Raw genomic sequence first — 1,037 nt, 5'->3', positions numbered from 1 at the left:
GTGCACGCTCCCGGAGGCAGGCGGAGGGCGCTTTTCCAGGCATCCTCCCGCAGCATCACCAGGCGGAAAATACTCCCGCCGGAGGCGGTGCGCGGTTGCCGCGGGCGCTCAGGCCAGGAAGGCGCGGATCTGCGGGGCGATATGCTCCCAGAAGGCGGGCATGGAGCGGGCGATCGGGGCGCCGACACGGGCCTCGACCATCTCGAAGGTCGCATTGTGGGCCTTCCAGGAGACGCCGCCCGAGGCGAGGTTCTGCAGGGGCGGCTGGAAACGGTCCAGCGCCTTGGCGAATTGCGCGTCGGGGGACTCTGCGGCCTCGAATTCCTGCCAGAGGGCGAGGAGCGGGGCGCCCTCGGCAGCGGGCAGCAGGCCGAAGAGGCGTTCGGCGGCGGCCAGTTCGGCGGCTTCCGTCGCGGCCTGGTTCTCGGCGGTCTGCGCGTAGATCGGCACGTCGCCGGCGTCGATTTCGACCAGGTCGTGCAGCAGCAGCATGCGCAGGACCCGGCCCAGCGAGACGCCCTCGGGGGCATGCTCGCCCAGCACCAGCGCAAAGAGCGCGAGGTGCCAGGAGTGTTCCGCCGAGTTTTCGTGTCGCGAGGCATCGCAGAGGGTGGTGGCGCGGCTCACGCCCTTCAGCCGGTCGGCCTCGGCCAGGAAGGCCGAACGGGCGGCGATCTCGGGCGTTCCTGAGGACATCTCGCTGTGCAGGTGATCGAAGAGCGCGGGGCGGGTGCGGGCAATCAGCCGGGCGCGGCCCGAGGCGGTGTTGTCCCGTGCGATTGCCTCGTGGTCGGCACGGCGCGGATCGGCGGCCCAGACCTGCAGTACCGGGATGGCGTAGTCGACGGTCTTGGCCAGTTGGGCTGCCTCGCCCTGCATTCCCTCGAACTCTTCCCAGATGGCGCGCAGGGCGGGGCCTTGGTCGTCGGGCAGCAGCGCAAAGAGGCGGTCCGCGGCGGCGCCTTGGCCAGGGGCCACGGCGGCAGCGTCATGGGGCAGGTCTATGGGGTGGTCGCCGGCGTCGATCTCGACCAGGT

1 protein-coding gene is annotated in these 1,037 nt (G+C 71.2%); it reads right to left on the bottom strand.

Annotated features, from left to right (window positions below; all coding sequences use genetic code 11):
* Nucleotides 1-108: 108 nt before the first annotated feature.
* Nucleotides 109-1,037 (bottom strand): HD domain-containing protein (locus OS124_RS0105775; RefSeq protein ID WP_029375205.1); only part of this gene is annotated, 929 nt, incomplete at its 5' end.

The sequence above is a fragment of the Oceanicola sp. S124 genome (assembly GCF_000220565.1).
In the GTDB taxonomy this organism is placed as follows: Bacteria; Pseudomonadota; Alphaproteobacteria; order Rhodobacterales; family Rhodobacteraceae; genus Pseudooceanicola.
This window is presented reverse-complemented; position numbering and strand designations above follow the sequence as displayed.